Genomic DNA, 24,587 nt, shown 5'->3' with positions numbered 1-24,587 from the left:
GACCCGACCCGACCCGACCCGACCCGACCCGACCCGCAGATTACCCAAAAAGCTTAGCATTAAGTAATATTCTCCTGCGCGCCAGAACCGCCGCATTCCAAGCCCTTCCATTCCAAATTCAGGAGCACCGCCATGGCCCAGAACCTCATCTCCCTCGACCTCACCGATGAATTGCCCAAGTTCGATGCCGCGCTCGACGCCATCGAGCAGCTGATGGACATCTTCGTCTCCCTCACCCCGGAGCAAATGCGGCGGCTCACCAAGATCGGAGAGCGGAGCGAGACTTTCTGCCGGCAGACCACGGCGATCCTCGAGCAGAACCAGCAGGCGCTGCCGCCGGGCTTCGACCTGAAAGAGCTGAAGCGCGATCTGGCCGCCTACGACGCGCTGCGCCCGCGGCTGCTGCGCCTGCAGGCCCTGACGGCCAAGTGCGCCGACACCCGGGTGGCCCTCGGCAGCGACATCCAGACCGCGTGCTACGACGGCTATGACCTGCTCAAGAAGTACGGCAAGGCCGACAACGTGGCGCCGCTACAGGAGAGCATGCGCTCCAACGTGCGCCGCAGCAGCCCGGCCAAGGTCGACGACGCGGCCTGAACCCGGCCCGGGCGTCTCCCCGGCGGGGGGGTGATTGTTGATCGACGGAGGGTCCGGCCGACCCTCCATCGCCTCATTTTGAGGCGGTGCTGCCTCATTATTAGGCGACGCCGCCTAAACTTTAGGCAGCGTCGCCTAAACTTTAGGCAAGCGAGGGTCCCCGCCACCCTCGGCCGCCTCATTTTTAGGCGATGTCGCCTCATTTTTAGGCGCCCGAGGGTCCGCGGGAGGGTCGGTCGCCTCATTTTTAGGCGGCAGAGGGTCAGCGGGACCCTCGGCTGCCTCATTTCCAGGCAACATCGCCTCAAAATGAGGCGACCGAGGGTTCCCCCAAGCCGCCAGTGCCACGCCCACCCTGTCTCCTCCAACGGCTGATAGTCAACGCCTGGAGCCGGCGGGCCTGGTCGAGATTTCCGTCTACGTCCTTCATACTCCGCAGCCTTGGTTCAAGAAATTTGAACGACTTACTCCGCAGGGAGCCATGCGCCATGCACCTGAAGCAACTGACCCTTGGCAATTACCGCTGTTTCGAATCCTTGCAGATCGACTTTCACCCCGAACTGACCGTCCTGATCGCCCCCAACGGCAGTGGCAAGACCACGGTGCTGGATGCGGCGCGGGTTGCTCTGTGGCCCTATGTGAAGGGCTTCGACCTGGGAAGCCAAGCAGGCAAGAGTGCCACGATTCAGATCGCAGACGTTCGCCTGGCGCCGCAAGCCGATGGCAACATGGAGCCGCAACTCCCGAGCAGGATCGAAGCCATCGGCACCTGGGAGACAGACTCCACCGAACGCACATGGGTGCAAAGCCGGGAACGCGTAAAACCCGGCACCAACACTCTGGCTGACGCCGGCGCCAAGCAACTGACCGCCTTCGCCAACCAGCTTGAGCAGCAGCTGCGCGGCGCCAATAACACTGTCACGCTGCCCCTCGTCAGCTACCTCGGCACATCACGCCTGTGGTTTGAAGGGCGCTTCACCTCGACCGCCGAGGATGTCGTGCTCAACACTAGCGATTACTCCCGCAGTTCGGGCTATCTGAATTGCCTCGCTTACTCGTCGAGCTTCAAGGCCTTCACCGCATGGTATGGCTGGATCTTTCGCAGTTATCGTGAAGAGCAGATCCGGGCGCTTGAACAAGGCCGCCCGCTGGACGAGACCGGGCAGCGTTTCGCGACGATCATCGACGTCATCACGCGCGCCGTCGATACGCTCGTCAGCGAAACTACCGGCTGGCATGGGCTGGAATACAAGGCCAGCCAGCATCAGCAGCTGGTCATGCACCACGCACAGTTCGGCAGCATGCCGGTGGACATGCTGAGCGACGGTGTGCGCAACGCCATCGCGATGGTGGCCGACCTGGCTTATCGTGCCTACAAGCTCAATCCACATCTGGGGGCCGATGCGGCCCTCGAGACACCCGGGGTCGCGCTGATCGACGAGGTCGACATGTTTCTGCATCCATCCTGGCAGCAGACCATCGCCGGTGCCTTGCGTAGGGCTTTTCCACGACTGCAGTTCATCGTCACCACCCACAGCCCGCAGGTGCTCAGCACGGTCCGCCGCGAGAACATCCGGGTTCTAGGGCCCGATCCGAGCGGCAACATCATCGCCACGGAACCCTTGGCTCACACCTACGGCGAGCCCAGCGGCGATGTGATGCAGAGTGTGATGCTCGTCGACCCCCAGCCGCCGGTCGCCGAGAAGGCAGATTTGCAGCGCCTGACCGAATGGGTGGATCAGGGCCGTTATCAGGATGACGCCGCCGTCAGTCTCCTGAGCCAGCTCACCCAGGCGCTGGGCGAACAGCACCCTCAGCTTCAGCGCCTCCGCCGCAGCATCCAGCGGCAGGAGGCTTTGAGGCGATGAGGGCGATTCAAAAACAAGGCTCGGGTGGTTTTCACCTCAAGCAGTCGAACACCAATCCGCCCCAAACACCCGATCAAGCAAAAAGTCGCTGGAAGAACTTTCACCACAAGGACGAAGTGCTGCAGCACCTGCTCGCCGAGCAGTTTCATCTGTGCTGCTACAGCGAACTGCGCGCTGACGAGGAAGGGCTGGGCTATCACATCGAGCACGTCGAGAACAAAGCGCAGAATCCGCTTCGCACCCTCGACTACGCGAACCTTGCTGCAAGTGCCCTGCACAGCACCAATGACCTGGGCACATTCAAGGCTAAGGGCGACGAACTCTTTGGCGGCCATGCCCCCGGCAAACAAGACGAGCAGCGCCCGGTGGACATGCATCGCTTCATTTCACCGCATCAACCCGACAGCGGTCGCTTCTTCGCCTACCTGTCCGATGGGCGCGTGACACCGACCGATGATCTCGATGCCCCGGCACGGGATCGTGCTCAGTACACCATCGACACACTCAACCTCAACAGCCCTTTCCTCGTCACCCGGCGGCGCCAGTGGTGGGACGAACTCGACGAATTGTTTATTGAGCACACCGAGAGAGGCTGGAGTCTTCCCGATCTGGTCGCGGTTGACCTTGTGCCATCCTCAGGCCGGCTCAGCCGCTTCTTTTCCCTGACCCGACAGTTCTTTGGCCCGGTGGCCGAGGAAACGCTGCAACGGCAGGCGCCCGCGCTCCGATGACCCCGACCTGCGGGGCACCCCGGATGGAGATCAGCGGCGAAGCGCGCTAACCTGACGCCCACTCCCCACTCCCCACTCCCCACTCCCCACTCCGCCATGCCCCTGCCCACGCCCTTCACCGCCGCCCTCGCCGAGCGTTTCGGCAAGCGTTTCTCCACCGCCGAGGCGGTGCGCACCCACCACGGCCACGACGAATCCCACTTCTCGGATGCGCTGCCCGACGGCGTGGTGTGGGCCCACTCCACCGCCGAGGTGGTCGAGATCGTGAACCTGTGCCGCGAGCACCGGGTGCCGCTGATCCCCTACGGCGCCGGCAGCTCGCTGGAGGGCCACATCCTGGCGGTCAATGGCGGGCTGTGCCTCGATCTCTCCGAGATGAACCAGATCGTCGCCATCCACGGCGAGGACATGGACGCCGTGGTGCAGCCCGGCGTGTCGCGCAAGACGCTCAACGCGGCGCTGCATGGCACGGGCCTGTTCTTCCCGATCGACCCGGGCGCTGACGCGTCGCTGGGCGGCATGGTGTCGACCCGCGCCTCGGGCACCAACGCCGTGCGCTACGGCACGATGCGCGAGAACACCCTGGGCCTCGAAGTGGTGATGGCCGACGGGCGGGTGATCCGCACCGGCGGGCGGGCCCGCAAGTCGTCCGCCGGCTACGACCTGACCCGCCTGTTCGTCGGCTCGGAGGGCACGCTGGGCGTCATCACCGAGGTCACCGTGCGCCTGCACCCGCTGCCCGAGGCCATGTCGAGCGCCACCTGCGCCTTCCCCGACGTGGCGAGCGCGGTGCAGACGGTGATCCAGACCATCCAGCTCGGCGTGCCGGTGGCGCGCATCGAGCTGCTCGACGCCCTCACCGTGCACGCCGTCAACCGCTACAGCAAGACCACCCTGCGCGAGGCGCCGATGCTGTTCTTCGAGTTCCACGGCTCGCCCACCGGCGTCGAGGAGCAGGCGCAAACCGTGCAGGAGATCGCCCGCGACAACGGCGGCGAGGGCTTCGAGTGGGCCACCCGCCAGGAAGACCGCAACCGCCTGTGGCAGGCCCGCCACCAGGTGCTGCACGCCAGCATCAACCTGGTGCCCGACTGCAAGGCCATCTCCACCGACGTCTGCGTGCCCATCTCGCGCCTCGCCGAGGCGATCACCGGCACGCAAGACGACATCGCCGCCAGCGGCCTGATCGCCCCCATCGTCGGCCACGTGGGCGACGGCAACTTCCACGTGGTGATCCTCACCCACCCCGACCAGCCCGAGCAGGTGGAGGCCGCCGAGGCGCTCGGCCGGCGCATCGTCGAGCGGGCGCTGGCCCTCGACGGCACCTGCACCGGCGAGCACGGCATCGGCATCGGCAAGCAGGACTTCCTGCTCGCCGAGCACGGCGACGCGGTGGCGGTGATGGCCAGCCTCAAGGCCACCCTCGACCCGCTCAACCTCCTAAACCCCGGCAAGGTGCTGCCGCCGGGCGTGGTGCAGGCGGCCTACCGGGCGTGATGCCCCCGGAAGCCGGGCGTGCGCGAAAGCAACACGCCCGCGCACCGCGCTGGCAAGCCGCACGAATTGGGTTAAGATCGCATTGGCATTGCACCGGCAGTGCCCGAACAGGAACACAACCTTGAGGATCGGATAATGAAAAAAATTCTTCTCGCAGCGCTCGTGTCTCTCCCTGTCACCGCCTTCGCCGCGGCCAACAACGTCGGCTCCTGCGGCCTCGGCTCCAAGGTTTTCGAAGGCCAGAACGGCATCGCGCCGCAGGTGCTCGCCGTCACCACCAACGGCACCTTCGGCAACCAGACCTTCGGCATCACCTCCGGCACCCTGGGCTGTACCCAGGACGGCGTGGTCAGCTCCAACTGGAAGACCGCCCTGTTCATCGACGGCAACAAGGCCCAGCTGGCCCGCGACGCCGCCTCCGGCCAAGGCGAAACCCTGGATGCGCTGGCTGCGCTGCTGAAGGTCGACGCCGCCGACAAGGCCGCCTTCGTCAGCCTCACCAAGGCCCGCCACGCCGAGATCTTCGCCTCGGTCGAGTCCGCCGACAGCATCGCCGCCCGCCTGAAGGCCGCCCTGCAGTCCGACGCCCGCCTCGCCAAGTACGCCGAAGCCGTCTGATTGCCGCAGCATTGCGGGCCCTGGCCAGCCCACGGCCCGCAGCAAGCCATAGCCCTGTGCCCGCACAGGGCTTTTTAACGCCCGCCGGCCGCTCCCGCCTTCATCCCATGCGAACACTGCTCGCCCTCGGCGCCACCCTGTGCCTGTCCACGGCCGCCCTCCCGGCCCGGGCCGACGGCCCCGGCGACCTCCAGGCCCAGGCCCGCAGCCTGCACCTCGCCGACGACCCGGCCTGGGCTGACCTGCTCCAGTACGAAGCCCACCCGCTCACCCGCCGGCTGCGCAGCCTGGCCGACGACCCGGGCTTCTTCAACGCCCCGGACGGCGCCAGCAACCCGGCCGCCGAACTCGACGCGACCCTCGCCCGCCTGTTCGACCCGGCCCGCCCCGACGACCCCGACAGCCACCCCCAGTGCCGCTTTCCGGCCCGCGTGCACTGGCTGCGCACGCGCCTCGGCATGAGCACCGCCACCCTGCCGGCCCAGCCCTGCCCGCGGCTCGAGGCCTGGATGGCGGCGATCAACCCGGCCGGCGCCACCCTGGTCTTCCCGTCGGCCTACGTGAACAGCCCGGCCTCGATGTTCGGCCACACCCTGCTGCGCATCGACGCCGTCGGCCAGACCGAGGCCACCCGGCTGCTCGCCTACACCATCAACTACGCCGCCAAGGCCGACGCCAGCGACGGCTTCAGCTTCGCCCTCAAGGGCCTCACCGGGCTCTACCCCGGCATGCTTTCCAGCTCGCCCTACTACGTGAAGGTGCGCGAATACAGCGACATGGAAAGCCGCGACGTGTGGGAATACCAGCTCAACCTGAGCACCGCCGAAACCCGCCAGCTGCTGCGCCACGCCTGGGAGATCGGCGCCACGCGCTTCGACTACTGGTTCTTCGACGAGAACTGCTCGTACATGATGCTGCGCCTGCTCGACGTGGCGCGGCCGGGCCTGCGCCTCTCGCAGCAGTTTTTCTGGACGGCGATCCCGGTGGACACCGTCAAGGGCGTGGTGGCCGCCACGCCGGGGCTGGTCACCGACATCCACTTCCGCGCCTCGGCGGGCACCGAACTCGCCCACCGCGCCGGCCGCCTCGCGCCGGCCCAGCTGGAAGCCGCCATCGCCGTGGCCGACGGCGGCACCACGCCGGAGAGCCTGGGCGACAGCCCGCTGGCCATCGAGCAGCTCGAGTTCGCCGACCGCCTGGTGTCCTTCCGCGGCCACGGTGGCAAGCTCGGGCAGGACGAGGCCCTCGCCCGTCTGAAGGCCATCCAGACCCGCCGCAGCACGCTTCCGGCCATCGACACTGGCACCGTCCCCGTGCCCGAGCGCCCCGAGAGCGGCCACGCCTCGGCACGCGCCGGCCTCGCCGCCGGCAGCCTGGCGGGCGACGCGGCGCTGTTCCTCGAGCTCCGCCCGGCCTACCACGATCTCCTCGACCCCGAACGCGGCTACGCCCGCGGCGCCCAGATCCGCTTCGGCGACCTGGCCGCCAGCCAGCGCGAAGGCCGGGGCTGGCAGCTCGACCGCCTCCTGCCGGTCGACATCGTCTCGGTGGCGCCGCGCCGAGCGTGGTCCCAGCCGCTGTCGTGGAAGGTGCGCTTCGGCTGGGAGCGCAGCCTGGGCGCCACCCGCCCCATCGCCCCGATGCTCGCCGGCGGCCCCGGCGCAGCGTGGGAATGGAAGCTTGGCCAGAGGCCGCTGCTGGGCTACGTGTTCCTAGAAAACCAGCTCCTCAGCCACGCCGGCCTGCAGAAGAACTGGGCCATCGGCACCGGCCCGCTGGTCGGCGTGCTGCGCGACCTGGGCGAGCACAGCCGGGTGCAGATCGAGGCCGGCCGCCAGTGGTACATCGACCGGCGCCTCGAGCGCAGCAGCTTCCGCGCCCGCCTGCGCAGCCGCGTGGGCCCGCACAGCAACCTGGTGGCCGGCTACGAGTGGACGCAGCTTGAACTGCCCGACACACGGAGCACCGAACGCAGCATCCAGCTGGGCTGGCAACTGTATTTTTGAGGAACCCGCGCGCCGCTGCCGCCTCAAACAGGGCAGGCAGCGGCGCGCGGCGGCAGGCTTGTCGCGCAGATCGATCCACCGATTTTTGCGAGGGCAACACCATGGCCGAGCAGGATCCCCGCCCCGTCCGCAGCGCAAGCCTGGACGACAAATACACCACCGAATCCGGCCGGGTTTATCTCACCGGCTACCAGGCGCTGGTGCGCCTCTTGATGATCCAGCGCGAGCGCGACCGGGCCGCCGGGCTCAACACCGCCGGCTTCGTGTCGGGCTACCGGGGCTCGCCGCTGGGCGGGCTGGACCTCAGCCTGTGGAAGGCCGCCGAGCACCTGGCCGAGCACGACATCGTGTTCCAGCCGGGCATCAACGAAGACCTGGCCGCCACCGCGGTGTGGGGCACCCAGCAGCTGGCCCTGTCGCCCAAGGCGCGGGTGCAGGGCGTGTTTGCGATGTGGTACGGCAAGGGGCCGGGGGTCGACCGCTGCGGCGACGTGTTCCGCCACGCCAACGCCGCCGGCAGCAGCAGGTTTGGCGGTGTGCTGGCGATCGCCGGCGACGACCACGCGGCCAAGTCATCCACCCTGCCCCACCAGACCGACCACTTCTTCAAGTCGATGATGATGCCGGTGCTGGCCCCGGCCGGGGTGCAGGAATACCTCGACTTCGGCGTGCATGGCTGGGCCCTGTCGCGCTGGTCGGGCTGCTGGGTGGCCTTCAAGGCGCTGGCCGACACCGTCGAGACGTCGGCGTCGGTGGATGTGGACCCGATGCGCGTGGTCACCCGCGAGCCCACCGACTTCGTGCTGCCCGACGGCGGCCTCAACCTGCGCTGGCCCGACCCGCCGCTGGTGCAGGAGAAACGCCTGCTCCACCAAAAGCTCTACGCCGCGCTGGCCTACTGCCGCGCCAACGGGCTCAACCGGGTGGTCATCGACTCGCCCCAGCCGCGGCTGGGCATCATCACCGCCGGCAAGAGCTACCTGGATGTGCGCCAGGCCCTCGACGACCTGGGCATCGACGAGGCCCTCGCCGCCGAGATCGGCATCCGGCTCTACAAGGTGGGCATGGTGTGGCCACTTGAGGCCGACGGCGTGCGGCGCTTCGCCGAGGGCCTCGACGAGATCCTGGTGGTGGAGGAAAAACGCCAGCTCATCGAATACCAGCTCAAGGAAGAGCTCTACAACTGGCGCGAGGACGTGCGCCCGCGGGTGGTGGGCAAGTTCGACGAGAAGGGCGAGTGGGCGATGCTCCGCAGCACCGGCGCCGATGGCCGCAGCTGCGTGGACCACGGCGACTGGCTGCTGCCGGCGGCCGGCGAGCTCACCCCGGCGATGATCGCCCGGGTGATCGCCGGGCGCATCGGGCGCTTCTTCACGTCGGAGCACATCGAGCAGCGGCTGGCCTTCCTGCAGGCCAAGGAGGCCCTGCTCGGCCACCGGGTGTTCGCCATCGACCGGGTGCCCACCTTCTGCCCCGGCTGCCCCCACAACACCTCGACCCACGTGCCCGACGGCAGCCGCGCGCTGGCCGGCATCGGCTGCCACTACATGGCCAGCTTCATGCCCGACCGGCGCACCGCCACCTTCAGCCACATGGGCGGCGAGGGCGTGCCGTGGGTGGGCCAGGCGCCCTTCACCGACGAGCGCCACATCTTCGCCAACCTGGGCGACGGCACCTATTTTCATTCCGGCATCCTGGCCATCCGCCAGGCGGTGGCGGCCTTCAACCGACCCCGCCACCACCGCCAGCCGACCAGCGGCATCACCTACAAGATCCTCTTCAACGACGCGGTGGCGATGACCGGCGGCCAGCCGGTGGATGGCGAGCTGACGGTGCCGCGGCTGCTGCACCAGCTGCAGGCCGAAGGCGTGGGCAACATCGTGCTCGTCACCGACGGCAGCGACACGCCCTGGCGGGTGGCCGACATCCCCCACGGGGTCAGCGTGCGCCACCGGGACGAGATGGACGTGATCCAGCGCGAACTGCGCACCCTGCCCGGCGTGTCGATGATCGTCTATCACCAGACCTGCGCCGCCGAGAAGCGCCGCCGCCGCAAACGCGGCACCTACCCCGACCCGCAGACCCGCGTGTACATCAACGAGGCGGTGTGCGAAGGCTGCGGCGACTGCGGCCGCGAGTCCAACTGCATGGCCATCCTGCCCGTCGAGACCGAGTTCGGCCGCAAGCGCCAGATCGACCAGTCGGCCTGCAACAAGGATTATTCGTGCATGAACGGCTTCTGCCCGAGCTTCGTCACCGTCGAGGGCGGCCGCCTGCGCCACGGCCGCGCCCAGGCCGGCAAGGGCGAGCGCTTCGGCCCGCTGCCGGCGCCGCGGCTGCCCGCCACCGGCAAGCCGTGGGGCATCCTCGTCACCGGCGTCGGTGGCACCGGCGTCGTCACCATCGGCGCGCTGATCGGTATGGCCGCCCACCTCGACGGCAAGGGCGTCACGGTGCTCGACATGACCGGCCTGGCCCAGAAGGGCGGCTCGGTGTTCAGCCACATCCGCATCGCCGACCGGCCCGAGGATCTCCACGCGGTACGCATCGCCACCGGCGAGGCCAACGCGGTGATCGGTGGCGACCTGGTCGTCACCGCAAGCGTCGACGCCCTCGCCAAGATGGCGGTGGGCACCACCCACGGCGTCGTTAACTGCTTCGAAACCCCCACCTCGGAGTTCACCCGCAACCCCGACTGGGCCTTCCCCCAGGACAAAATGCAGGCCGCCATCGTGGAGGCCGTCGGCAAGAAGAACTTTGATTTCCTCGACGCCGGTAGCCTGGCCACCAAGCTGCTCGGCGACGCCATCGCCACCAACCTGTTCCTGCTCGGCTACGCCTGGCAGCGGGGCTGGGTGCCGGTGAGCGAGGCCAGCCTCGACAAGGCCATCGAGCTCAACGGCGCCGCCGTCGAGATGAACCGCCAGGCCCTGCTGTGGGGCCGCCGCGCCGCCGTCGACCTGGCCGCCGTGCAACGCGCGGTGAGCCCGGCGCCGGTGATCCGCCTGCGCCCCGAAAGCCTCGACGAGCGCATCGCTCGCCGCACCTTTGAACTCACCGCCTACCAGGACGCCGCCTACGCCCGCCGCTACACCGACTTCGTCGCCCGCGTGCGCGCCGCCGAGGCCCCGCTGGGCAGCGAGGCCCTCACCGACGCGGTGGCCCGCAATTACTTCAAGCTGCTGGCCTACAAGGACGAATACGAAGTCGCCCGCCTATTCGCCGACCCGGCCTTCCGTGCCGGCCTCGACGCCCGCTTCGAGGGCGGTTACACGCTGCGCTTCCACCTCGCCCCCACCTTCCTGGCCCGCCCCGACCCGGACAGCGGGCGCATCAAGAAGATCGTCTTCGGCCCCTGGATGGAAAAGGCCTTTAGCTGGCTGGCCCGCCTGCGCCGCCTCCGCGGCACGCCCTTCGACCCCTTCGGCTACCACCCGGAACGCAAGGCCGAGCGGGCCCTCATCGCCCAGTACGAGGCCGACATCGGCGCGCTCCTCGACGGCCTCGACGCGGCGCGCCTGCCCCGCGCCATCGCCCTCGCCCGGCTGCCGGAAGACATCCGCGGCTTCGGGCACGTGAAGGCCTGGTCGATGAAGAAGGCCGCCGAGAAGCGGGCCGCCCTGGTGGCCCCCGCCAGACCGGGCCACCAGGGCGGGGCGCAGGTGGCTTGAAGCGGCAGCGCCAGTTCAATGCCCGTGGAGCCCCGGCTCCGGCTGCACGTGCGTCGTCACGCCGTTGCGGGCGACGGAGGCCGCCGCTGAGCGCCCCCAGGGCCGGGCTCCACCCAGCCCAGCCCCCGTGGGGACAAGGAAACTTCGGGCTGCCCTGCGTTTCCAGGAGAGGCTGCCTTGGGTCGCCCAGGCACATCGACGCGTTTCAGCCCCGCAGACGATGACAAAAGGGAAAATTGAAAGGCATACGCTATGAATTTTTATATATAATTTTATACAGCTATCGGCCACATGCTCTGCCAGCCCCGCCACCCGGGCTGCTGGCACGCCGATTGCACGAGCCGTGCAGCCACAAAGGCTGGCGCGGCCGATGAATCGACGAACCCCGGAGCCCGAGAGATGCCCGACAGCCACGCCGCAGCGCCCCCCGAATCCAATCCGTCCTCCTCCCCCGGCGACACGCCGCCGCCCACCGCGGACAAGGCCGGCCCTCGCATCTTCGGCCGCAAGCCCCACGGTCACATCTCGCCCACCTACATCCGGCTGAGCCTATGGGCCCTTGTGCTGGCCGGGGCGTTCAAGATCCTGGTCGAGGGCTCGAACAGCGACTTTTTTGTCTTCCGGCTTTTGGTCTTTCTCCTGAAGCCGGTCGTGGGCTACCCCTGGATCGCAGCCTGCATCAACTTCGCGCTGATGAGCGTGGCGGTGAGCTGGAACCTTTTCGGTGGCAAGGGCTTCGTGGCGGGCCTCGCCGCCTGGCTGCTGGTCGCCGGCGCGATCTGGGGGCCCTACAGGTTCTCCATGCCTCGCAAGCTGCATGCTCCTGTCGGCGAAGACGCTGTCTGGGCCGCCGCCCGGGGCACCGACCTGCCGGCCTTCCAGCGGGCCGTAGACGGCTGCGGGCTCGACTGCAGCCCGGCCATGATCCAGACGCTCTACAACGTCCTCGCCATGCGCGGCAACATCGCCTTCGTCCGCGACCTGCAGGCCCGCTCGCCAACTCACCTATCGTCCCTCGCCGAAGCCTCCCACCACCGCGCCCGCCTGGAGGCCGGCCGCCTGCTCTACTGCGCCACCGGCGCCCGGGTCGGCCACCACCTCGACGGGATGACCGCCGCACTGTTCGGCCCACTGCCGGCGCTCCGGCAGCTCATGCTCGACTACGCCGCCCCCCATGAGCTCTACAACGGCCTGCATTACGCCATCCGCGCCGACGCGCCCGAGCGCGTGGCCGAGCTGTTGCAGCGGGGCGCCTCCCTCGAACGGGCCGTGCTCATGTCCTACGACAACCACCGCCTGCAAGCCCCGCGCGCCTCCCGGCTGGCCCTGGTCGAGCTCCTCATCGAAGCCCGGGCCGCCCACGTGCTCAAGTGGTTCCTCACCGACGGCCGCGCCCATCTCGACGCGCTGGATGCCACCCGCAACAAGGGCGAAGCCGACGCCCTGCACCTGTGGGCCCGCGCCGCCAGCCAGCACGAGGCGCGCTTCGGCACACTCGACAGCCACCTGCCGGTACTCGACGGGCTGCTCGCCGAACCCGCCTTCCGGGATACAGCCCCCCTCGATCCCCAGGCCTGCCGCGACAACTGCCAGCCGGCCGGTTTCAAGACACCCAAGTCGATCTACATGCAGGTCGAAGAGCGCTGCCTGCAATGCGGGCCGGTCGAGCTCGCCTGGGGCGCAGGGGGCGTGGGCAGCGTCAAGGCCCTGATCGACCGCGGTCTGCCCATCTCGTCCGACCACAAACGACGCAAGCTCATCCTTGCCGCCCTGCAGGCCCCCACCGATCCGGAAGTGGGCAAAGCCCAGCAGATGCGGCTGCGCTCCTATCAAGGCGAAGCCGCCACGCCTGACGCCAACTGCCTGGATGCCTTCCTGGCCGAACAGGCCGCCGGGCCGCAACAGCGCTGAGCCTCCCAGGCATGGCCAGACGCACCTGCACAAAGCACACCCGATAAACCACAGGAAAGATCAGGCATGCCCATGAACGACACAGACCCGCAAGACACGTTGCTGACGCCCTATGAGGGCCGAAGCATCCTCGCCGTACCGATTGCCCTGCTGATTGCCATCCCCCTTTACCGGGTTGTCGGCAGCCTTGCCGGGGGCCTCAGCCTCGCAGGGATCTTCTCCGTCTGGTGGCTGGCCATCCCGACGTTGCTGGTAGTCGCAGCGATCCTGAACTTCATCGTGATGACCATCCGCCGGGCCGATAGCTCATATCCGTCGAGGGGGTTTTGGGCTGCGCTCCTGATCTGGATACTCATTTTCTCCGTCGCCCGCTACATCAGCACCGCCGACGAGCGGCGCGCTGCCGCCGCAGCACAGCGTACCGAAGCAATAAAGCTCGCCGCCGACGGCGACGACCTGCAAGCCTTCCAAACTGCCGTCAAAAATTGCCGGCTGCATTGTGACCGCTACTACACGCTCGAAGTGCTCTACAACCAGCTTGCCATTCGCGGCAAGACGAGTTTCGTCGAGGCGCTGCAGTCCGGCGCACCGGGCCACCTTGGCGCCATAGCCCCGTACCCGGCAAGCCGGGACGATCCGAAGCAAAAGTCCCTCTACTACTGCGCGACCGGCACCCGGGTACAGCACGACGTCAATGGCCTGACCGCAGCCCTGTTCGGCCTGGACCCTGCCCTTCGGCAGGTCATGCTCGACTACGCCAAGCCAGATGAGCTCAATCATGGGCTCCACTACGCCATCCGCGCCGATGCCCCGGAGCGGGTGAGCGAGCTGCTGAAACGGGGCGCGTCCCTTGAGCAAGCGATGCTCATCCACTACAGAGGCAGCCACCGGCGCTTCCAGGAGCGCTCCGACATGGCCCTGCTCGACCTCCTGATCGATGCTAAGGCCGTCAAGGTCCTGAAATGGCTCCTCACCGACGGCCGCACCCACTTCGACGCCCTGCCGACCACCCGTGACCAGGGCAAGGGAAACGCCCTGCACCTGTGGGCCCAGTCCGCCGGCCGGAATGAAGCAGCGCTCGGGACGCTGGACGGCTACCTGCCGATGCTCGACCTCTTGCTCTCAGACCCGTCCCTTCGCACCGCTACCCCGATCGACGCAGAAGCGTGCCGCACCGAATGCGAGCCACCAGTAATGCGAGTTTTCCGTCCATCCATCGTTTCACCCCTCGAGAGCTGCAAGCAATGCGGCCCCGTCGAGATCGCCTGGGGCACCGGCGCGGTGGGCAGCGTCAAGGCCCTGCTCGACCGGGGCGTCCCCATCACCCAGGACCGGCGGCGGGAAAGGATGATCCGTGCCACGCTGAAGAAACCCGTCGACGCGGCAATCCTTGAGGCGCAAGAGACGAGCCAGGGCTACCGCCGCGGCGACTACGCCAAGCCCGGCGAGCCCAAACCCCGTTGCCTGGACGCCTATCTGGCAGAACAGGCCGCCGGGCCGCAGAAGGACTGAAGGCCGCCGCAAACCCCAGCCCGGAAACAAGCACAAAGGCCACCCCATGCCCATGAGCGAAAAAAACCTGCGGGACATGATGATGCCCCCGGAGGACAGACGAACCCCTACCAGCCCCCACGACGCAGATCCCGTTCTTTCCAGGGCACGGCGATCCGACAAGGATTGGCGGCCCACCCGCTACGAGGCCTGGAGCACTCTCGCGCCGCTGCTCACCGCCGGCCTGACCCTCTTGCTCGCCAAGGCCACCGGAATCAGCGGTGGCTTTGGCGGGATCATCATCTTCAACGAGTGGGTAGCAGCCGGGCTCATCCTGCTGGCCGTCACCATCCTGAACTTCATCATCATGACGATCACGTGGGCACCACGGGTCTATGGTGTAAAAGGATTTCTCGGTGTCATGCTGCTCTGGATACTCCTCGCCAACCTTGGTCACTAGCCCTGAAAACGTACACCGGGCACGTCCCCGGATGCGCCCGAAACGGAGTCTTGCGCACGGCGACAAAGCCAGGCTGCGGCCCATGGCCGCATCGGTTGGCCTCAAGTTCAAGGACTGCATCGGAAGCGGACACATCCTGTTCAAGGAATACCTCGTCGCCGGAACGGCCGCAACAGCGCTCAACGAGTTCCGGATGTTCCCCCAGGAGAACACCTGCGGACTCGACATCTGGGATCTCACCTTGAGCGAGGCGCAGCAGGTCTCGTCCAGCAATGGCGTCTCGGTGTTCTCCACCGTTTACGACGGCGGCTTCGCCGGCCTCCTCAATGCACCCGCCAGCTACGCCCTGTGGACCGTCAGCGGCACCGGCACCGCCACGGTCGACGCGACGAACAACAGCGTTAACACGGTGATGGACCTCGTCGGCATCAACCTCGCCGACCTGTCGATGGTCGAGCGCCTGCTGCTGGGCTTCAACATGCGCTACGCCGCCACCCCGACGGGCAACGAATGCTTCGAGTGGGTCAGCCAACCCTGCACGTCCTACGACTACCTGGGCGGTGACCTCGCCTACGGCCCCGCCTCCAGCCATGCCGGAGCCCTTCGCGTCGAAGTCGTCTCCGAGCCTGCCACCGGCATGCTGCTCGCCACCGGCCTCGCCGGTCTGGCCGCGCTTCGCCAGCGCCGCAAACCGCGCTGACACCGCACCGGGCGGACACCAGCAAGGGGCTCGCCCGAAAGCACGCGAGCGCATCCTCAGGGGCATGGCCACGGGTTAAACTCGCGCCATGCCCCCCGCCCTCAAAGCCCTCCTCGCCCAGCTGGCCGGCTGCCTGCTGGCTTTAGGTGCCGCCCGCAGCGGCCTGCTGCCGGCAGGGCTGTGGCCGCTGGTCGCGGTGCAGGCCGTGGGCGCCGCGGGTGCGGCCATCGCCCTCCGGAGCGCCCCGTGGTGGCGTTGGATCCACCTGGGTTTCATCCCGCTAGTGGTCGGTGCGCTGCAACTGGGCATCGCACCGGGCTGGTATCTCGCCGCCTTCGTGGCTTTTGCGCTGGTGTATTGGAGCAGCTTCCGCACCCAGGTACCGCTGTTCCTGTCCAACCCCCAGACCGCCGCGGCGGTGGCCGAGCTGCTCCCGCGTGACTACCCGACCCGCCTGCTCGACCTGGGCAGCGGCACCGGCGCACTGCTGCGCCCCCTCGCCCGCCTGCGCCCCGACTGCCGCTGCGAGGGCATCGAAGCGGCCCCCGCGCCCTACCTGCTGTCCTGCCTGCTGTCCCGCCGGCAACCCAACATCGCGCTGGCCCGGGGCGACTTCTGGAAGCTGCCCTGGGCCGACTACGACCTGGTGTATGCCTTCCTGTCGCCAGTACCGATGGCGGAGGTGTGGCGCAAGGCCACCGAAGAGCTCCGCCCCGGCAGCCTGCTGGTCAGCAACAGCTTCCCGATCGAGGGCGTCACCCCCGACGCGGTGATCGAGGTGCCCGACCGCCGCCGCACCCGGCTCTACCTCTACCGCCCCGCCGGCCCGGCGCCCAAGCTACGCACCACGGCCTGGGCCCCGCGCCCCGCGGCTTGAAGCAAGTGCTTGCCAGGAAAAAGAAATTGAGCCGCAATCCGCCCTCAATTCAGCCCCTCTGCCTGCCGTAACAAGGCAGATAATCATGTCATCGTGCCCGGCATCCAGCGAGAGGTAACCCGCATGTCCCAGATCATCTGCATCATCGGCAACAAGGGCGGCACCGGCAAGACGACCCTGTCCCACATGCTTTGCCAGGGCTTCGGGCTGCTCGGCCAGCGCTCCGCCTGCGTGCTCACCGACACCTCCCGCGAGCCGCTCTCGCCCGACGGCCGCCGTTACGTCACCGCCGACGCCCGCACGCCGGAAGCCCTCCACAAGGTCGCCGGCAAGCTGCGCAGCATGCAGGGCTGGATCGGCGTGATCGACGGCGGCGGCAACCGCTCCGAGGTCGACCGCCAGCTCGACGGCCTCTGTGATCTCGTGCTGCTGCCCTTCCGCGACTCCCACGAAGACCTGCGCACCGTGCTGCGCGACCTCGAAACCTTCCCCCACGCCTACGCCCTGCCCTCCCAGTGGCCCACCAACGCCTGGCAACGCGACGCCGCCGACCGCAACGTGGCCCAGATCCTCGGCGAACACCGCCACCGCCTGCTGCATCCGGTGGCCAGCCTGTCGGCCTCCAAGCTCCTGCTGCAAAAGCACATCCCCGACGGTCTGCCCTCCAACCTCGGCAACGCCTGCCGGAGCCTGGCGCGGCAGGTGATGGAGATCATGGAGGTGGCCAGCCCGGCCGTCGAAGCAGAAGCCCCCGCCGTGCGCCCCGCCATCCAGACGCCCGATACCTACGCCGGCAGCCCCCATCACTGACGCCCCCGCCGTCACACCCAGGCACGCCGCCCCGCATCGCGGGGCGGTTTTCCTTGATCCATCCCCATTTACCCACCCCGCCCCCTCGGGCAGAATGCGCCGGACTTCGACTCTCCGGTTTCGCGCCCCAATGCTCCAAGCCCACGGCCTTGCCTGCGATCGCGGTGATCGCCGCCTGTTTTCCGGCGTGGACTTTGTCGTCCCGGCCGGCGAATGGCTGCAGGTCGAAGGCCCCAACGGGGCGGGCAAGACGAGCCTGCTGCGCATCGTGGCCGGGCTGGCCGGCGCCGCCGAGGGGCACCTCGAATGGGAGGGCCGGCCGGTGGCCGAGGCCCGCGACGAGTTCCACGCGCGCCTGCTCTACCTGGGCCACGCTCCGGCGATCAAGGACGACCTGTCGGCCCTCGAGAACCTGCAGATCGCCGCCGCGGTGGCCGGGCGGCCGCTGGACGAGGCCACCGCCCTCGCTGCCCTGCGCCGCATCGGCCTCGCCGGGCGTGAGGACCTGCCCAGCCGGGTGCTCTCCCAGGGCCAGAAGCGCCGCGTGGCGCTGGCCCGCCTGCTGTGCAGCCAGGCCCGGCTGTGGGTCCTCGACGAACCCTTCGTTGCCCTCGACGTGGCAGCGGTGGACCAACTGTGCAACATCCTCGACGAACACCTCGCCCGCGGCGGCCTGCTGCTGTTCACCAGCCACCAGGCGGTGCATTTGGCCGGCAGCGGCGGCAACCTGAGGCTGGGCCGATGAACGCCTTCATCGCCATCGTCCGCCGCGACCTGCTGCTCGCCGCCCGGCGCAAGAGCGAGGTGCTCACCGCGCTGTTCTTCTTCATGATCGTGGTCAGCCTGTTCCCCCTCGGGATCGGGCCCGAAACCGCGATGCTGCGGCGCATCGCCCCGGGCGTGCTGTGGGTCGCCGCGCTGCTGGCGGCCATGCTGTCCCTCGGTCGCCTGTTCGCCACCGACCACCAGGACGGAACTCTCGAGCAGATGGCCCTGTCTCCTACTCCGCTGGCCGTGCTGGTGAGCGGCAAGGTGCTCGCCCACTGGCTCACCTCGGGCCTGCCGCTGGTGCTGCTGGCACCGGTGCTGGGGCTGCAGTTCGACCTGTCGGCGCGGGCGCTGGGGGTGCTGATGCTCTCGCTCTTGCTGGGCACGCCCATCCTGTCGCTGATCGGCGCGATCGGCGCGGCGCTCACCCTGGGTGTGCGCGGCGGCGGTGTGCTGCTGTCGCTGCTGGTGCTGCCCCTGTATATTCCGGCGCTGATTTTTGGCGCCGGCGCGGTCGAGGCCGACGTGGCCGGCCTGGGCGCTGGCGGGCATTTGTCGCTGCTCGGCGCGCTGCTGGCGCTGGGTGTGTTCTTTGCCCCGTGGGCCGCCACCGCCGCGCTACGCATCGCCCTCGACTAGCCCCCTGACTTCCCATTTCCCACTCCCCACTACCACTCCCCATCACCCCATGATCAACTGGTTCAAGTTCGCCTCGCCGGCCAGCTTCTACCCCCTCGCCGGGAAGCTGTGGCCGTGGTTTGCCGCGCTGGCCACGGCCTTCTGCGCCGCCGGGCTGTGGATCAGCTTCTTCGTCGCACCCACCGATTTCCAGCAGGGCGAGGGCTACCGGATCATCTTCATCCACGTGCCGGCCTCGTGGATGTCGATGTTCATCTACTGCGTGATGGCCTTCTGGGCCGCCATCGGCATCACCTTCAACACCCGGCTGTCAGGCATGATGAGCGCCGCCCTGGCGCCCACCGGCGCACTGTTCGCCTTCCTGTCGCTATGGACTGGCGCCCTGTGGGGCAAGCCGATGTGGGGCGCCTGGTGGGTGTGGGACGCGCGCCTCACCTCCGAGCTGATCCTGTTCTTCCTCTACCTCGGCTACATCGCCCTCACCTCGGCCATCGACGACCCGCGCCGCGCAGACAAAGCCGGCGCCATCGTGGCGCTGGTGGGCGTGGTGAACGTGCCGATCATCTATTTCTCGGTGAAGTGGTGGAACACCCTGCACCAGGGCGCCTCGGTGTCCCTCACCAAGGCGCCCTCCATGGCCACCACCATGCTGTGGGGCATGCTGCTGATGGCGCTGGCCTTCTGGATGTACAGCATCGCGATGAGCCTGTACCGGGTGCGGGCGATCATCCTCGAACGCGAACACCACGCCGGCTGGGTGGCCGAGCTTCCGGAGATGCAGCGATGAACTGGGGCAGCGCCGCCGAATTCTTTGCGATGGGGGGCTACGGCCTCTATGTGTGGGGCAGCTTCGGCGTGACCTTTGCCGCCCTGCTGATCGAAACCCAGCTCGCCAGGAAGCGCTTTGCCGACACCCGCCGCCTGCTGCGCCGGGAACTCGCCGCCGACCGGGAGGCTCTCAATGAGCACGCCAGCCGCCGCCCCTGAGCCGGGCCGCGCCTCCAGATCACCCAGGGCCATTACATGAAACCCCGCCAGAAACGCCTCGCCATCGTCGTAGGCGGCCTCGCCGCCATCGGTATTGCCGCCGCGCTGATCCTCAACGCCTTCCAGAGCAACCTGGTGTTCTTCTTCACGCCGACCCAGGTGGCCAGCGGCGAGGCGCCCCAGGGGCGCCCCTTCCGCATCGGCGGGCTGGTGAAGGAGGGCAGCCTGCAACGCACCGACATCACCGCGCGCTTCGTCGTCACCGACACGGCCAAGGAGATCCCGGTGAGCTACAAGGGCATCCTGCCGGACCTCTTCAGCGAGGGCAAAGGCGTGGTCGCCCAGGGCAGCATCGGGCCCGACGGCCTGTTCACCGCCTCCGAGGTGCTCGCCAAGCACGACGAAAACTACATGCCGCCCGAGGCCCAGGCCGCTGTCGACAAGGCCCACGAGGCCTCCCGCACCCTGAAACAATAAGCCCCCTGATTTCCCACTCCCTACCTCCCACTCCCCACCGCCCATGATCCCGGAAATCGGCACCTTCGCCCTCGTCCTCGCCCTGCTGGTCGCCCTGGTGCAGGGCACGCTTCCGCTGATCGGCGCCCAGCGTGGGGTGGCGGCCTGGGTGGCGCTCGCGCGGCCGGCCTCGGCCACGCTGTTCCTGCTCATCGCGATCGCCTTCGGCTGCCTCACCGCGGCCTTCATCGGCAATGACTTCTCGGTGCTCTACGTGGCCCAGCACTCCAACTCGCGGCTGCCGCTCGAATACCGCATCGCCGGCGTGTGGGGTGGCCACGAGGGCTCGCTGCTCTTGTGGGTGCTGATGCTGTCCCTGTGGGGGATGGCGGTCGCGGCCTTCTCGCGCAGCCTGCCCGACGACATGGTGGCGCGGGTTGAGGGCGTGATGGGCCTGGTGGCGGCGGGCTTCCTGCTGTTCATCCTGCTCACCTCCAGCCCCTTCGAGCGCCTCCTGCCCGGCGCCGACGACGGCCGCGACCTCAACCCGCTGCTTCAAGACCCGGGCCTGATCTTCCACCCGCCGATGCTCTACATGGGCTACGTGGGCTTCTCGGTGGCGTTCGCCTTCGCCATCGCCGCGCTGCTGTCGGGCCGGCTCGATGCCGCCTGGGCGCGCTGGTCGCGGCCGTGGACGACCGCCGCGTGGATCTTCCTCACGCTGGGCATCGGCCTCGGCTCGATCTGGGCCTACTACGAGCTGGGCTGGGGCGGCTGGTGGTTCTGGGACCCGGTCGAGAACGCCTCCTTCATGCCCTGGCTGGTCGGCACCGCGCTCATCCACTCGCTGGCCGTCACCGAGAAGCGCGGCAGCTTCAAGAACTGGACGGTGCTGCTGGCCATCGGCGCGTTCTCGCTGTCGCTGCTGGGCACCTTCCTGGTCCGCTCGGGGGTGCTGAGCTCGGTGCATGCGTTTGCCTCCGACCCCAAGCGTGGCGTGTTCATCCTGATCTTCCTGGCGGTGGTGGTGGGCGCGTCCCTCACCCTGTTCGCCTGGCGCGCGCCCAAGGTGAGCATCGGCGGCGCCTTCGCGCTGGTGTCGCGGGAGACCCTGCTGCTCATCAACAACGTGCTGCTGCTGTGCGCGGCCGGCGCGGTGATGCTCGGCACGCTGTATCCGCTGGTGCTCGACGCCCTCAACCTGGGCAAGCTGTCGGTGGGCCCACCGTATTTCAACGCGGTGTTCGCGCCGCTGATGGTGCCGCTGCTGTTCCTGATGGCCGCCGGGCCGGTGGCGCGCTGGAAACAGGCCAGCCTCGCCGACATCATCCGCCCACTGCGCGTGGCGCTGGCCATCGCGGCGCTGGCCGGCGTGGCGCTGCCCTTCGCCGCCGGCGAGTGGTCGGCCGGGGTGGCGCTGGGCCTTGCGCTGGCGGTGTGGATCATCGGCGCCTCGCTGCTGCAGATCGCTGCGCGCCTCAAGTCGGGCCTGCCGCCGCTGGCCTTCTGGGGGATGCACGTGGCCCACATGGGCATCGCGGTGTGCGTGGTCGGCATCGTGATGGTCAAGCACTACGAAACCGAGCGCGACGTGCGCATGGCCCCCGGCGACACCGTGGCGGCCGGCCACTACACGATCCGCTTCCTGGGCGTCGAGGGCATCGAAGGCCCCAACTACAGCGCCGCCCGTGGCAACCTCGAGCTCCTCGAGGACGGCAAGCTGGTGATGCCGCTGCACCCCGAGAAACGCAAGTACCTCTCTTCCGCGATGCCGATGACCGAAGCCTTCATCGACCCCGGCCTGACCCGCGACATCTACGTCTCGCTGGGCGACCCGCTGGAAGGCGGCGACGGCGCCTGGAGCGTGCGCGTGTATTACAAACCCTTCGTCAGCTGGATCTGGGGCGGCGTGGTGATGATGGCCCTGGGCGGCCTCCTCGCCGCCGCCGACCGCCGCTACCGCCTCACCGCCAAGGCCGCCCGGGCTGCCCGCCTGGCCGGCCAGGGAGCCGCCTCTTGAAACGTTTCCTGATTCCCCTCGCTGTTTTCCTCGTCCTGGTGGTGTTCCTGGCCGTCGGCCTCAAGCGCGACCCGCGCGAGGTGCCCTCGCCGCTGGTCGGCAAGCCGGCCCCCGAGTTCCGCCTCGACACCCTCGCCCCGGGCAAGCAGTTCTCGCCCGCCGACATGCGCGGCCAGGTGTGGCTGCTCAACGTGTGGGCCTCGTGGTGCGTGTCGTGCCGGGCCGAGCACCCGCTGCTGGTGGCCTTCGCCAAGCAGGGCGGCCTGCCCATCGTCGGCCTCAACTACAAAGAGCTGCGCGGCGACGGCGAGATCGACATGAAGAAAGTCCCTGCCGGCGAAGAGCCCGCCCTGGTGCGCCAACGCGCCGGCGCCTGGCTGGCCCGCCACGGCGACCCCTACGCGCTGTCGGTGCTCGACATGGACGGCCGGGTCGGCATCGACTACGGCGTGTACGGCGTGCCTGAGACCTACCTGATCGACAAGAAAGGCATCATCCGCTTCAAGCAGATCGGCCCGATCACCCCCGAGGCGCTCGAACAGAAGATCCTCCCGCTCGCCAGGCAGCTCGCCGGGGAAGCCTCATGAAGCGCGCCCTCGCCTGCCTGCTGACGGCCGCCGTGCTCGGTACCGCCGGTGCCAGCCTCGCCGCCGACGCCACCCCGATGGCCGAAGACCCGGCCGTCGAAGCCCGCCTCGTCGTCATATCCGAAGAGCTGCGCTGCCTGGTGTGCCAGAACGAGAGCCTCGCCGCCTCCCGCGCCGAGCTGGCCGAAGACCTGCGCCGTGAAGTGCGCAAACTGATTCGCGACGGCAAGTCAGACCCGGAGATCAAGGACTACCTGGTCGCCCGCTACGGTGACTTCGTGCTCTACCGCCCGCCGGTCAAGCCGACCACCTGGCTCCTGTGGTTCGGCCCCTTCGTGCTGCTCGTCGGCGCCCTCGTCGGCCTCATCGCCTACCTGCGCCGGCGCAGCGCCGGCCTCGCCCCCACCGCGCTGACGGCCGCCGACAAGGCCGCCGCCAAAGCCCTCCTCGCCGACCCCGGCACCGACAACCCGCCCAAACACAACGCATGACCGCCTTCTGGATCAGCACCGGCCTGCTTACCCTCCTCGTCCTCGCCGTGCTGTGCTGGCCGCTGCTGCGCCGGCACGGTGGCGCGGGCGCCTCGCGCAAGGCCATCAACACCGCCATCTACCGCGACCAGCTCGCCGAGCTCGAGCGTGACCTGGCCAGCGGCGTGCTGTCCCAGGCCGACTATGGCAGCGCCCGCGACGAGCTCGAACGCCGGGTGCTCGAAGACGTCGCCGCCGCCGAGGTGGCCGACGCCGCGCCGCTGACCCCGCGCCGGCTGCCGCGCACCGCGCTGGCGCTGGCCGTCACGCTGCCGCTGGCCGCCGCCGTGCTGTACGTCGTGCTCGGCACGCCGGCCGCCCTCGACCCGGCGGCCCGCGAAGGCCAGCAGGCCTCCGCCGCCGAGATCGAAAAAATGGTCGACGCCCTCGCCGCCAAGCTCGAAAAAGACCCGGGCAATCTCGAAGGCTGGGCCATGCTCGGCCGCAGCTACATGGTGACCGGCCGCTTCGCCGACGCCGCCAAGGCCTTCGACAAGGCCGGCGCGGCGATGGAGGCCAGCTCCGAAATGATGCTCCAGGTGGCCGAACTGTCCGCCGAGCTCAACCAGGGGCGCGTCGAAGGCCGCGGGCGCGACCTCCTCCAGCGCGTGCTGAAGGACGAACCGCAAAACCCCCAGGCCCTGGTGCTGGCCGGCACCGACGCCTTCTTCCGCAGCAACTTCGCCGATGCGGTGCGCCACTGGGAGGCCGTGCTGGCGATGCTCCCGCCCGGCAGCCCCGACGCCCAGAACCTCGCCGCCGGCATCGAGAAGGCGAAGAGCCAGCTCGGCGCGGGCAAGGCCTCAGCAAGCCCCAATACCAGCCCCAAGGCCGGCACTGAGGCCGCAGCGGGTAAAACCGTGAGCGGCCGGGTCGAGCTGGCCCCGGCCCTCAAGGCCAAGGCCGCGCCCGACGACGTGGTATTCATCTTCGCCCGCGCCGCCGAAGGCCCGCGCATGCCGCTGGCCGTGGTGCGTACCCGCGTCGCCGACCTGCCACGGGAGTTCACCCTCGACGACAGCATGGCGCTCAGCCCCGAGTTCAAGCTCTCGTCGGCCGGCAGCCTGCGCATCGAGGCGCGGGTTTCCAGGTCGGGCGACGCCACCGCCAAGCCCGGCGACCTGCGCGGCGAGAGCGGCCCGGTGCAGCCCGGCGCCCGCAAGCTCAGCATCGTGATCGACAAGGTCGTCGAATAAGCGGCCAGCAAGGCTGTGCCAGTACAGCCATAGGCTGCGGCTATGCCACCAATGGCCATCTTCAATTGGCTTGCGGGCTCGAGCTCCCTTAACATTCTGGTTTGATTTGGTTCGGCTGCCGGAAGGCAAGGCGTCCGCCAAGTCGAGTCATCGTCCTTCCGCGGCGC

Annotated in this window: 22 protein-coding genes; all 22 read left to right on the top strand. The window is 68.6% G+C overall.

All coding sequences use genetic code 11. The features are described from left to right. Positions 1-132: 132 nt before the first annotated feature. The 22 genes from ZRA01_RS11060 to ccmI all read left to right on the top strand — a co-directional run bounded on the left by ZRA01_RS11060 (position 133) and on the right by ccmI (position 24,420). Positions 133-597 carry a hypothetical protein gene (locus ZRA01_RS11060; RefSeq protein ID WP_141352122.1) on the top strand — a complete coding sequence of 155 codons (465 nt, stop codon included), beginning with the start codon at positions 133-135 and terminating at the stop codon, positions 595-597. A 488-nt stretch (positions 598-1,085) separates the two neighbouring features. Then, the gene (locus ZRA01_RS11055; RefSeq protein WP_141352120.1) at positions 1,086-2,465 is read left to right on the top strand and encodes an AAA family ATPase; all 1,380 of its coding nucleotides are present in this window, start codon (positions 1,086-1,088) and stop codon (positions 2,463-2,465) included. Continuing rightward, positions 2,462-3,196 carry a retron system putative HNH endonuclease gene (locus ZRA01_RS11050; protein WP_141352118.1) on the top strand — a complete coding sequence of 245 codons (735 nt, stop codon included), beginning with the start codon at positions 2,462-2,464 and terminating at the stop codon, positions 3,194-3,196. Before ZRA01_RS11055 ends, ZRA01_RS11050 begins: the two co-directional genes overlap by 4 nt. A gap of 96 nt (positions 3,197-3,292) precedes the next feature. Beyond that, a complete protein-coding gene (locus ZRA01_RS11045) occupies positions 3,293-4,693 on the top strand; it encodes an FAD-binding oxidoreductase (RefSeq protein WP_141352116.1) in 1,401 nt (466 codons plus the stop codon). A gap of 135 nt (positions 4,694-4,828) precedes the next feature. Next, positions 4,829-5,311 (top strand): DUF3015 family protein, encoded by a 483-nt coding sequence (locus tag ZRA01_RS11040; protein WP_141352114.1) that lies wholly within the window; start codon positions 4,829-4,831, stop codon positions 5,309-5,311. A gap of 107 nt (positions 5,312-5,418) precedes the next feature. Next, positions 5,419-7,317, top strand: a complete 1,899-nt coding sequence (locus ZRA01_RS11035) for an Lnb N-terminal periplasmic domain-containing protein (RefSeq protein ID WP_141352112.1) — start codon at positions 5,419-5,421, stop codon at positions 7,315-7,317. A gap of 101 nt (positions 7,318-7,418) precedes the next feature. Continuing rightward, positions 7,419-10,988, top strand: a complete 3,570-nt coding sequence (locus tag ZRA01_RS11030) for an indolepyruvate ferredoxin oxidoreductase family protein (protein WP_141352110.1) — start codon at positions 7,419-7,421, stop codon at positions 10,986-10,988. A gap of 399 nt (positions 10,989-11,387) precedes the next feature. Continuing rightward, on the top strand, positions 11,388-12,899 hold the full coding sequence (locus ZRA01_RS11025) for a hypothetical protein (protein WP_141352108.1): 1,512 nt from the start codon (positions 11,388-11,390) through the stop codon (positions 12,897-12,899). A gap of 66 nt (positions 12,900-12,965) precedes the next feature. Next, on the top strand, positions 12,966-14,411 hold the full coding sequence (locus ZRA01_RS11020) for a hypothetical protein (RefSeq protein WP_141352106.1): 1,446 nt from the start codon (positions 12,966-12,968) through the stop codon (positions 14,409-14,411). A gap of 52 nt (positions 14,412-14,463) precedes the next feature. Continuing rightward, entirely contained in the window at positions 14,464-14,850 is a 387-nt protein-coding gene (locus tag ZRA01_RS11015) for a hypothetical protein (protein ID WP_141352104.1), read from the top strand. 82 nt (positions 14,851-14,932) lie between these two features. Further along, positions 14,933-15,550 carry a PEP-CTERM sorting domain-containing protein gene (locus ZRA01_RS11010; protein ID WP_170182950.1) on the top strand — a complete coding sequence of 206 codons (618 nt, stop codon included), beginning with the start codon at positions 14,933-14,935 and terminating at the stop codon, positions 15,548-15,550. An 88-nt stretch (positions 15,551-15,638) separates the two neighbouring features. Then, positions 15,639-16,427, top strand: a complete 789-nt coding sequence (locus ZRA01_RS11005; protein ID WP_141352100.1) for a class I SAM-dependent methyltransferase — start codon at positions 15,639-15,641, stop codon at positions 16,425-16,427. Between the two features lie 123 nt (positions 16,428-16,550). Then, a complete protein-coding gene (locus ZRA01_RS11000) occupies positions 16,551-17,237 on the top strand; it encodes a P-loop NTPase family protein (protein ID WP_141352098.1) in 687 nt (228 codons plus the stop codon). A gap of 130 nt (positions 17,238-17,367) precedes the next feature. Next, positions 17,368-17,982 (top strand): cytochrome c biogenesis heme-transporting ATPase CcmA, encoded by a 615-nt coding sequence (gene ccmA / locus ZRA01_RS10995; protein WP_141352096.1) that lies wholly within the window; start codon positions 17,368-17,370, stop codon positions 17,980-17,982. Next, complete coding sequence (gene ccmB / locus ZRA01_RS10990; protein WP_141352094.1) at positions 17,979-18,644, top strand: heme exporter protein CcmB; 666 nt, start codon at positions 17,979-17,981, stop codon at positions 18,642-18,644. Before ccmA ends, ccmB begins: the two co-directional genes overlap by 4 nt. 49 nt (positions 18,645-18,693) lie before the next feature. Next, the gene (gene ccmC / locus ZRA01_RS10985; RefSeq protein WP_141352092.1) at positions 18,694-19,431 is read left to right on the top strand and encodes a heme ABC transporter permease CcmC; all 738 of its coding nucleotides are present in this window, start codon (positions 18,694-18,696) and stop codon (positions 19,429-19,431) included. Beyond that, positions 19,428-19,631, top strand: a complete 204-nt coding sequence (gene ccmD / locus ZRA01_RS10980) for a heme exporter protein CcmD (protein ID WP_141352090.1) — start codon at positions 19,428-19,430, stop codon at positions 19,629-19,631. The genes ccmC and ccmD overlap by 4 nt, the downstream gene beginning before the upstream one ends. Positions 19,632-19,667: 36 nt before the next feature. Then, positions 19,668-20,108 (top strand): cytochrome c maturation protein CcmE, encoded by a 441-nt coding sequence (ccmE, locus tag ZRA01_RS10975; RefSeq protein WP_141352088.1) that lies wholly within the window; start codon positions 19,668-19,670, stop codon positions 20,106-20,108. A 43-nt stretch (positions 20,109-20,151) separates the two neighbouring features. Beyond that, the gene (locus tag ZRA01_RS10970; protein ID WP_141352086.1) at positions 20,152-22,107 is read left to right on the top strand and encodes a heme lyase CcmF/NrfE family subunit; all 1,956 of its coding nucleotides are present in this window, start codon (positions 20,152-20,154) and stop codon (positions 22,105-22,107) included. After that, a complete protein-coding gene (locus ZRA01_RS10965; RefSeq protein WP_141352084.1) occupies positions 22,104-22,694 on the top strand; it encodes a DsbE family thiol:disulfide interchange protein in 591 nt (196 codons plus the stop codon). Before ZRA01_RS10970 ends, ZRA01_RS10965 begins: the two co-directional genes overlap by 4 nt. After that, positions 22,691-23,185, top strand: a complete 495-nt coding sequence (locus ZRA01_RS10960) for a cytochrome c-type biogenesis protein (RefSeq protein WP_141352082.1) — start codon at positions 22,691-22,693, stop codon at positions 23,183-23,185. Before ZRA01_RS10965 ends, ZRA01_RS10960 begins: the two co-directional genes overlap by 4 nt. Then, complete coding sequence (gene ccmI, locus ZRA01_RS10955) at positions 23,182-24,420, top strand: c-type cytochrome biogenesis protein CcmI (RefSeq protein ID WP_141352080.1); 1,239 nt, start codon at positions 23,182-23,184, stop codon at positions 24,418-24,420. Before ZRA01_RS10960 ends, ccmI begins: the two co-directional genes overlap by 4 nt. The last annotated feature ends 167 nt before the right edge of the window (positions 24,421-24,587 follow it).

This window comes from Zoogloea ramigera (assembly GCF_006539865.1).
Taxonomy (GTDB): domain Bacteria; phylum Pseudomonadota; class Gammaproteobacteria; order Burkholderiales; family Rhodocyclaceae; genus Zoogloea; species Zoogloea ramigera.
The sequence above is the reverse complement of the archived record's forward strand: the minus strand, read 5'-3'. Positions and strand labels throughout refer to the sequence as shown.

Coding starts and splice junctions, on each gene's coding strand:
- ZRA01_RS11060 (WP_141352122.1), top strand. CDS start 133: ATGGCCCAGAACCTCATCTCCCTCGACCTCACCGATGAATTGCCCAAG.
- ZRA01_RS11055 (WP_141352120.1), top strand. CDS start 1,086: ATGCACCTGAAGCAACTGACCCTTGGCAATTACCGCTGTTTCGAATCC.
- ZRA01_RS11050 (WP_141352118.1), top strand. CDS start 2,462: ATGAGGGCGATTCAAAAACAAGGCTCGGGTGGTTTTCACCTCAAGCAG.
- ZRA01_RS11045 (WP_141352116.1), top strand. CDS start 3,293: ATGCCCCTGCCCACGCCCTTCACCGCCGCCCTCGCCGAGCGTTTCGGC.
- ZRA01_RS11040 (WP_141352114.1), top strand. CDS start 4,829: ATGAAAAAAATTCTTCTCGCAGCGCTCGTGTCTCTCCCTGTCACCGCC.
- ZRA01_RS11035 (WP_141352112.1), top strand. CDS start 5,419: ATGCGAACACTGCTCGCCCTCGGCGCCACCCTGTGCCTGTCCACGGCC.
- ZRA01_RS11030 (WP_141352110.1), top strand. CDS start 7,419: ATGGCCGAGCAGGATCCCCGCCCCGTCCGCAGCGCAAGCCTGGACGAC.
- ZRA01_RS11025 (WP_141352108.1), top strand. CDS start 11,388: ATGCCCGACAGCCACGCCGCAGCGCCCCCCGAATCCAATCCGTCCTCC.
- ZRA01_RS11020 (WP_141352106.1), top strand. CDS start 12,966: ATGCCCATGAACGACACAGACCCGCAAGACACGTTGCTGACGCCCTAT.
- ZRA01_RS11015 (WP_141352104.1), top strand. CDS start 14,464: ATGAGCGAAAAAAACCTGCGGGACATGATGATGCCCCCGGAGGACAGA.
- ZRA01_RS11010 (WP_170182950.1), top strand. CDS start 14,933: ATGGCCGCATCGGTTGGCCTCAAGTTCAAGGACTGCATCGGAAGCGGA.
- ZRA01_RS11005 (WP_141352100.1), top strand. CDS start 15,639: ATGCCCCCCGCCCTCAAAGCCCTCCTCGCCCAGCTGGCCGGCTGCCTG.
- ZRA01_RS11000 (WP_141352098.1), top strand. CDS start 16,551: ATGTCCCAGATCATCTGCATCATCGGCAACAAGGGCGGCACCGGCAAG.
- ccmA (WP_141352096.1), top strand. CDS start 17,368: ATGCTCCAAGCCCACGGCCTTGCCTGCGATCGCGGTGATCGCCGCCTG.
- ccmB (WP_141352094.1), top strand. CDS start 17,979: ATGAACGCCTTCATCGCCATCGTCCGCCGCGACCTGCTGCTCGCCGCC.
- ccmC (WP_141352092.1), top strand. CDS start 18,694: ATGATCAACTGGTTCAAGTTCGCCTCGCCGGCCAGCTTCTACCCCCTC.
- ccmD (WP_141352090.1), top strand. CDS start 19,428: ATGAACTGGGGCAGCGCCGCCGAATTCTTTGCGATGGGGGGCTACGGC.
- ccmE (WP_141352088.1), top strand. CDS start 19,668: ATGAAACCCCGCCAGAAACGCCTCGCCATCGTCGTAGGCGGCCTCGCC.
- ZRA01_RS10970 (WP_141352086.1), top strand. CDS start 20,152: ATGATCCCGGAAATCGGCACCTTCGCCCTCGTCCTCGCCCTGCTGGTC.
- ZRA01_RS10960 (WP_141352082.1), top strand. CDS start 22,691: ATGAAGCGCGCCCTCGCCTGCCTGCTGACGGCCGCCGTGCTCGGTACC.
- ccmI (WP_141352080.1), top strand. CDS start 23,182: ATGACCGCCTTCTGGATCAGCACCGGCCTGCTTACCCTCCTCGTCCTC.